Annotated in this window: 8 protein-coding genes; 1 reads left to right on the forward strand and 7 read right to left on the reverse strand. The window is 54.0% G+C overall.

The features are described from left to right. Positions 1 to 144 precede the first annotated feature (144 nt). Positions 145 to 1,212, forward strand: coding sequence for a 23S rRNA (adenine(2503)-C(2))-methyltransferase RlmN (gene rlmN, locus VEI96_09670; protein HXX58253.1), 1,068 nt, complete (start codon positions 145 to 147; stop codon positions 1,210 to 1,212). Here rlmN and VEI96_09675 read toward each other — a convergent pair. The 7 genes from VEI96_09675 to VEI96_09705 form a co-directional block, all read right to left on the reverse strand. Then, positions 1,209 to 1,577, reverse strand: coding sequence for a response regulator (locus tag VEI96_09675; protein ID HXX58254.1), 369 nt, complete (start codon positions 1,575 to 1,577; stop codon positions 1,209 to 1,211). The two genes, rlmN and VEI96_09675, sit on opposite strands and share 4 nt — an antisense overlap. Before the next feature lie 8 nt (positions 1,578 to 1,585). Then, positions 1,586 to 2,407, reverse strand: coding sequence for a GAF domain-containing protein (locus VEI96_09680; GenBank protein HXX58255.1), 822 nt, complete (start codon positions 2,405 to 2,407; stop codon positions 1,586 to 1,588). Further along, positions 2,386 to 3,486 (reverse strand): chemotaxis response regulator protein-glutamate methylesterase, encoded by a 1,101-nt coding sequence (locus VEI96_09685; protein HXX58256.1) that lies wholly within the window; start codon positions 3,484 to 3,486, stop codon positions 2,386 to 2,388. Before VEI96_09685 ends, VEI96_09680 begins: the two co-directional genes overlap by 22 nt. Further along, complete coding sequence (locus VEI96_09690; GenBank protein ID HXX58257.1) at positions 3,487 to 4,356, reverse strand: protein-glutamate O-methyltransferase CheR; 870 nt, start codon at positions 4,354 to 4,356, stop codon at positions 3,487 to 3,489. Next, positions 4,346 to 6,322, reverse strand: coding sequence for a HEAT repeat domain-containing protein (locus tag VEI96_09695; GenBank protein ID HXX58258.1), 1,977 nt, complete (start codon positions 6,320 to 6,322; stop codon positions 4,346 to 4,348). The genes VEI96_09690 and VEI96_09695 overlap by 11 nt, the downstream gene beginning before the upstream one ends. Beyond that, a complete protein-coding gene (locus VEI96_09700) occupies positions 6,294 to 6,779 on the reverse strand; it encodes a chemotaxis protein CheW (GenBank protein HXX58259.1) in 486 nt (161 codons plus the stop codon). The genes VEI96_09695 and VEI96_09700 overlap by 29 nt, the downstream gene beginning before the upstream one ends. Before the next feature lie 58 nt (positions 6,780 to 6,837). Beyond that, positions 6,838 to 7,017, reverse strand: a 180-nt coding sequence (locus VEI96_09705) for a hypothetical protein (protein ID HXX58260.1), incomplete at its 5' end; no start/stop codon positions are given.

Consider the following 7,017-nt stretch of genomic DNA (forward strand, 5'->3'; position numbering starts at 1 on the left):
GAATTTGGCATGCAGTTTCATTCAAGAACAGAAGCATGGCTCGCTGCCCCCGCCGGGGAAGAATAATAATGCCGCCAGATGCCGGTCTTCCGGCCCCTTTCCGAGAGACCAACGGCTCCAAGAGCAAAATATGATAAAATAACGATGAAGCACAATATATATGTGGTCCTCCTCTACGAGACTATAAGCATGCCGAAAACAAACCTTAAGGCCTTCTCCGGACAGGAATTGGAGTCCCTCTTCCGTGAGTGGGACCTGCCCGCTTTCAGGGCGAGACAGTTCCTTCACTGGATATACGAAAGGCATGCCGTCTCCATAGAGGGTATTACCGAATTCTCAAAAGACCTCAGGGAAAAACTCGCCGAGAAGGCATATGTGAGCAACCTCGCTCTCCTTGAGAAACGGATAGCAGATGATGGAACCGAGAAATTTCTTTTCGGACTCGAGGACGGAGAGAGCGTAGAGAGTGTCCTCATTCCCGATGACAATCGTTTGACCCTCTGCATCTCTTCCCAGGTCGGTTGTGCGATGCGGTGCCGTTTTTGCATCACCGGAAAGCTCGGTCTCAGGAGGAACCTCAGGGCTTTCGAAATTGTCGATCAGATAATCTCGGCAAATAGGCTTATTTCACCGAGGAGAATCACCAATGTCGTGCTCATGGGAATGGGAGAGCCCCTGGCGAATTTTGATGAGGTCGTTCAGGCCTTATGGCGAATAAGGGAACATCTGAAGATCTCCAAACGGCGGATAACCCTGTCGACAGCAGGTATTGTCGCCGGCATCAGAGAGCTTCCCGAGAGAGCGCCTCGGATCAACCTCGCAATATCGTTGAATGCCACTACGGATGCGGTGCGGCAGCGCATCATGCCGGTTGCCAAGGCGAATCCGATCACTGCGTTACTCGACGCGTGCCGGAGATTCCCGCTTCAACGGGGAAGAAGGATAACGTTTGAGTATGTCCTCCTGAAGGGCGTAAATGACACCTCAGAAGATGCGAAGAGGCTTACCGCTCTCTTAAAGGGCATACCGGCAAAGGTGAACCTCATACCATTCAACCCCCATGAGGGTTCAGAGTTCCAGAGACCGGACGATGAAAGGGTCTTTTCCTTTCAGGCGATACTCATGGCGGGGAACCTTACCGCTTTTGTCAGGAAGAGCAAGGGAGCGGATATCCTCGCGGCATGCGGACAACTGAAGGCGGGATACCGTTAGGAACCGATAAAGGTGTTGACCATTCTTATGAGTTCTTGGGTCTGTATCGGCTTCGCGAGATAGGCATTCGCCCCTATCGCCATCGCCCTGTCCTTATCCTCCTTTGCTCCCTCGGTGGTTATGATGATTATCGGTATGTCTTTGTAGGACGGATTGTTTCTCACAAGGCTGACGAGTTTCAGACCGTCCATGACCGGCATGTTTATGTCGGCGAGGATGAGGTCTACCGGCTCCGATGAAAGTTTCTTCAGGGCATCGACGCCGTCTGTCGCCTCAATGACCTTCGTATTGGCTATGCGTTTCATCGCAAAGGTTATGAGCTGCCGCATGGTGGGTGAATCTTCAACAACAAGGATGTTCGGCATCGTACCTCCTATCGGTTCGGCTTCTCTTTGAGAAGCTCGAGGAAGCTCTGTATCGTCGTCAGTTTCCTCTCCGACTGCGAATAGAGCCTTGAGGAAAAGATGGCTGTCGCGGCATGCCCCGCAAGAAGGTGAAACAACTCGTAGTCGACGTTCGTGAAGCCCTCTTTCTGTTCGAGAAGGGAGAATATGGCGATGACTCCGATGACGTGTTCTTTTATCTTGAGGGGGATACAGACTATCGGCATTCCCCCGGCGACGCTGCCCTCGCTGTTGATGTCAGGAGAGAAATAACTCTCCCCGCCCTTTGCGACCGTCCCGATAATACCCTCTCCGATCCTGGACCGCGGAATCGACTCGACGGGAGTGCCCTCCGCGGCAACGGGAACAAGGTCATTCGTCTTTTCATCCATGAGAAATACGGCAAAGACCTCCGACCCGATAAGATTGATTACAATCTCGAGTACAATTCTCAGCACCTCGTTGAAGTCGAGTGTAGAATGAAGCTGGTAACTCGCGACATAGAGGTTGGCAAGTGCGTTATTCTGTTCCTCCACTTCAAGATACTTTGATGCGAAGTCCTTGTTCTCGTCCTCAACCTGCCGGTAACGCTCCATAATTGCGTGCAGCTCTTCTTCGAGAGCCCTGACACGCTCCTCCCAGACCTTCGTCTTCGCGTCATCGGAGGAACGCTGGATAGCGTCTTCCATCTCGTTCAGTTTCTGCCTCAGCCGTTCATTTTCCTTGAGGAGTTCCTTTGTGAATTCCTCGCCCTTCCTGAATATCTGGAGAAACTCGTCGGCTTTGTTCACTATCCCCGGTTCTTTTTCCATGTTGCGTCCTCTTTGCTCATCACTACCCTCGTTATCTCCATCGGTATTTCATCCAGAGGGAGGACCCTGTCGACAGCCCCTGTCTTTATCGCTTCCTGAGGCATGCCGAAAACAACGGATGTCTTCTCCGATTCTGCTATAGTATACCCGCCTTTCCCCTTAATTTCCACTACCCCTTTCTTGCCGTCTTTCCCCATTCCGGTCAAAACAACGCCCATAGTCGTAGCACCAAAGCGCTCTGCCGCCGACGCCATCATGACGTCCACCGACGGGGTATAGGCGTCTCCCGCCGTAGAACTCTTCAACATGATGCGGACGTCCCGATTTTTCTCTTTCACTATCATGTGACAGCCTCCGGGGCAGATGAGCGCCGTTCCCTTCTCCACGGTGACGTCTTCGGCAGCCTCCTTCACCCTGATCATCGAAAGCCTGTTGAGCCTTTCAGCAAAGGGGCCGGTGAAGCCCTTCGGCATATGCTGGCTGATCAGGATTGCTGCGGGAAAGTCTGCCGGGAGACTCGTGAGAATCACCTGGATCGCAGCGGGTCCTCCGGTCGAAGCCCCGATGGCGACTACATCGATATCGTGGAATCGGGCCGTCCGTCTTGACGGCTCATCCTTCACCGAAGAGGCAGAGAGATCCTGCCGGACAATATCCCGATAGAGACCGAGGTTGTCCGTCTTCAGGTCTCTTATTCCCCTCACCTTCTCGAGGAGATCGTCCTGAATGCGAAGGAGATCTGCTGAAGCCCGCTGAGAAGGTTTCGGAATAAAGTCCGCCGCTCCTAATTCGAGCGCGGTGAAGACGGTCTTCTTGTCGGAGTAAGAGCTGACCATAATCACCGGAGTCGGTCTTTCCTTCATGAGCCACCGGAGGAAGGTGAAACCGTCCATCTCGGGCATCTCGAAATCAAGGGTGATCATGTCCGGCTTCAGCCTCAGCGTCTTGGCCATTGCCTCTACGCCGTTCGTAGCGATGCCGGCAATTTCGATCTCCCCGTCTGTCTCGAGCATGCCTTTTATCGTCTGCCTGCTGTACGGCGAATCATCGACAACAAGAACCCTTATCTTCTTTGCCATTCAGACACACTCCCCGGGCAACGGTTTATGGTACACCATATCATTTTTTAGGTGGACCAGGGAAAAAAGGGTCGAGACATTCATGAGGGATTCTGCGTGGCCGAGCAGGAGATACCCCCCGTTTGTGAGCCTGTTATAAAAATTATCTACAACCTTTTTCCGCGCATCGTGGTCAAAGTAGATGAAGACGTTTCTGCAGAATATGACGTCCATTTGGCCGATGAACTTCACCCTGAGCGGATCCATGAGATTGAGATAGCAGAAATTCACAAGCTGTTTTACCTTATCGGAGATGGTGTACAGTCCGTCCCCTTCCCTGAAGTACTTATTCGCAAAATACGGCTCGGTACACCTGAAGGAATTCTGCCGGAAAACGCCGCGCCTTGCCGTTGCGAGAACCCGTTGATTGATGTCACTGCCGAGAATCTCGATGTCCCACCCTTCGAGGTCGCCCCGTTCAAGGATGAGCATCGCAAGCGTATAAGGCTCTTCGCCGGTGGAACAGCCGGCAGACCAGATCCGGATCTTCTTGTTCCGGCGGCTGTTCTTCAGATCGGGGAGAATCTCCTCGCTGAATGCCCTGAGCTGATTCTGCTCCCGGAAGAAGTAGGTCTCATTCACGGTCAGGAGGTCGATGACCTCCGTCATCTCTTCTGTTCTCTTCTTATCGTAGAGGAGCAGCCGGTAGTAATCCCTGAAGTCATCAAGATGATGTAGCTTCACCCTCCTCGACAGTCTCCTCTGGATAAGAAAGTGCGACGAGTTGTCAAAGGATATGCCGCAATAGTCTCTTATGAGGTCCCTGATGAGCCTGAATGCATCCGCGGAAAGCGGTATGAGTTCACCCCTGTCGGTCTGCCTATCGAACATGAAACCGTTCCTCAATAACCCTCTTCACGGCAGGGTCAACCTCGCTATCATAGAGGCCCTCAATCTCGGTCCGCACCCTGTCAGACACCTTCCCGCAGAGCGCTTCCACGGCCGATATCCTTGTGGCCCAGTCGGCATCTTTAAGAAAGGGGAGGACCGTTTCTTCAATCCCGTCAAAGGCGGAAAGCGCGTGAAGTGCCGTTCTCCGTATCTCGACATCTCGGGAACCGAGCATCCCGGTCAGTGCTTCCCTGGCCCCTTCCCCCCCGATCCTCCCAAGCGCCTCCATTGCCGCAGTAACGACAAACCCGTTATTATCGGAAAGCAGGCCTGTGAGAGGCGTCAGGGCCCTCCCGTCTCCCAGCATTCCCAGTGAACGCGCGGCTGCCGCCCTCACGCCGTCATCCGAATCGGACACGAGAAGACTCAGGGATTCAAATATCCCCTCGCCGTTGAGAGACCCCAAACTGAGGGCTGCCGCCGCCCTGACGTCCGAATTCTCGTCTGTCAGGGCGAATCTGAGGTACCTGACGGAATCGGCACACTGTATCGTGGAAAGCGCCTCGACAACGGCTCCTCTCACCGATACTGCCTCGTCTTTCAAGGCAAACCCGAGGGCCGATACGGCATCCGTAGCAGAGATGCGACCGAGTATCAGTGCCGCGTTCCTTCTCAGAGCCGGCCTGCCGTCCTTGAGGTCCTCTATGAGCACGTTGATCTGGAGACCTTCCCGGAGTTTAGAGAGGGCCTTAACCGCAGCCTCCTGCACATCTTCGTAGGGGTCGAGGAGCAGCTTCTGCATCCGCTCTATTGACCTCGCCTCCCCGATATTGGCAAGCCCAGCCACTGCCAGAGCCCTCACATGTCCATCTCTGTCATCAAGGTATCGCTCGAAAATGGGATGGTAGAGCGGAGATGCTATGACTGAAGCAGCCTCGGTAACAAATCTCCTCCGGTACTCGTTATCAGACTCGAAGAGCGGGATAAGACATTCAGGCCTCTTCCTACCCATGGAGATGAGAGCTTCCCTTACCTCCTCGCCGAGTTCCTCCTCTTCGGAGAGATCGAGGAGGGGATCGAGCGACCCCTCGTCTTGGACCAATCCGAGGAGGACTATCGCAGCTTTCCGCGCCGTTATCTTCTTCCCCCGCGCATGGGAAAGAAGGATGCCGAGGACGTCCCGGCCGCAGACCCTCGATATCGATTCGGAGATAACCTCTGCAGGTATTCCGTTACGGTAGAAAGCAGCCAGGGCCTTCACGGTTTCTTCCTGGATCGACTTCGCCTTGTCCTTCAGGAGCGGAACTATATGCTCCAACGTTTCAACTGCCGAAAAAAGGGCGAGGGACTTCAGCACGGGTTCTCTCAGTTCCCTGATCGAGAGGGCATCGACGAGCGCAGGGATAGCACTTCTGTCTCCTATCCTTCCGAGTGCCTCGGCAGCCGGAAACGCAACCCAGACATCCCCGGCCTTGAGAATCTCGACGAGCTCGCCGACTACCTCCGGCCCCGCAAGCTGGCCGAGGTGCTCAACGGCAGACGCCCTGACATTATCGTCACTATCCTTCAACGATCGTAAGAGCAGAGGAAGGGCATCTCTATCCTTTGTCTCTCCGACAATATCGATAATGAATTTCCTCACATCTCCGTTCGGCGTATCGAATTCCTTTATGAGATACGGGGTGGCCTTCTTGCCCAATTTCACGAGGATTTCGATAGCGGAATTCCGCGCCCCGACATCCTCTTCGCGGTAGAGGAGTTTGAAGATGCCGCTTATATACCATTGCAGGGGACAATCCGAGATGAGTATCTGTGAGGCGGTCTTCCTGACACGCCAGCTCTTATCCTCAAGGGCGCGGAGGAGGAGAGGTATCGCCTCCTCGGAAGGTTTCCCCCTGAGCCCCTCCAGGGCACTTCTCCTCACCTCACCATCCATGTTAGCGAGAAGCCGTCTTATTTCCTGCATCGATAACCCCCATGGTTTTCACCACCTCTTCTATCTGCAACTTCTCTTCCGATGTGAGCAGCGTCTCGACATTCAGCAGGATGATAATCCGATCTCCTTTTTTTGCGAGACCCGTCAGGTACTCCGCCCTCAACCCCCTCACAATCGAGGGAGGGCCGGCTTCTTCGCCGGGATGTACATCGATAATCTCCTTCACGCCGTCTACGAGGAGTCCGACTTTTTCGCTCCCCAAACGGACGACGATAATACGCGGATTCGGCGTCGGAACGCTGATACCAAGGCGTAACCGGAGATCCAGGAGGGGTATCACATCCCCCCTGATATTGATGAGTCCGGAAAAAAATGCGGGCAGCTGAGGCAGATGGTAGATCCGTTGAGTTCTCAAGATCTCCACCGTCTTCTCGATGTCGATGCCGAACTCATCTCCCCCGATCATGACAACAGCTATTTTCCTCATATCATTCCCTTTTCCCGGTCACCGGTCTCCACCGAAAATCATGATACCGGCACGCATCCTACTGGTTTATAAGAGGAACCGCCTTAAATGCGCCCCCGTCCTTTCTCAACGATTCGATCTCGTTCCTGAGATTGCCGAAGGAGAGCGCAAGATCTTCGATGTCTTTCACCACGGTCGTTCTCGCCTTCTCCATCTGTTCCGCAGCCACGACAAGCCCCTCATTGGTGCGCTGCAGCTC

This window comes from Thermodesulfovibrionales bacterium (genome assembly GCA_035622735.1).
Classification (GTDB): Bacteria; Nitrospirota; Thermodesulfovibrionia; order Thermodesulfovibrionales; family UBA9159; genus DASPUT01.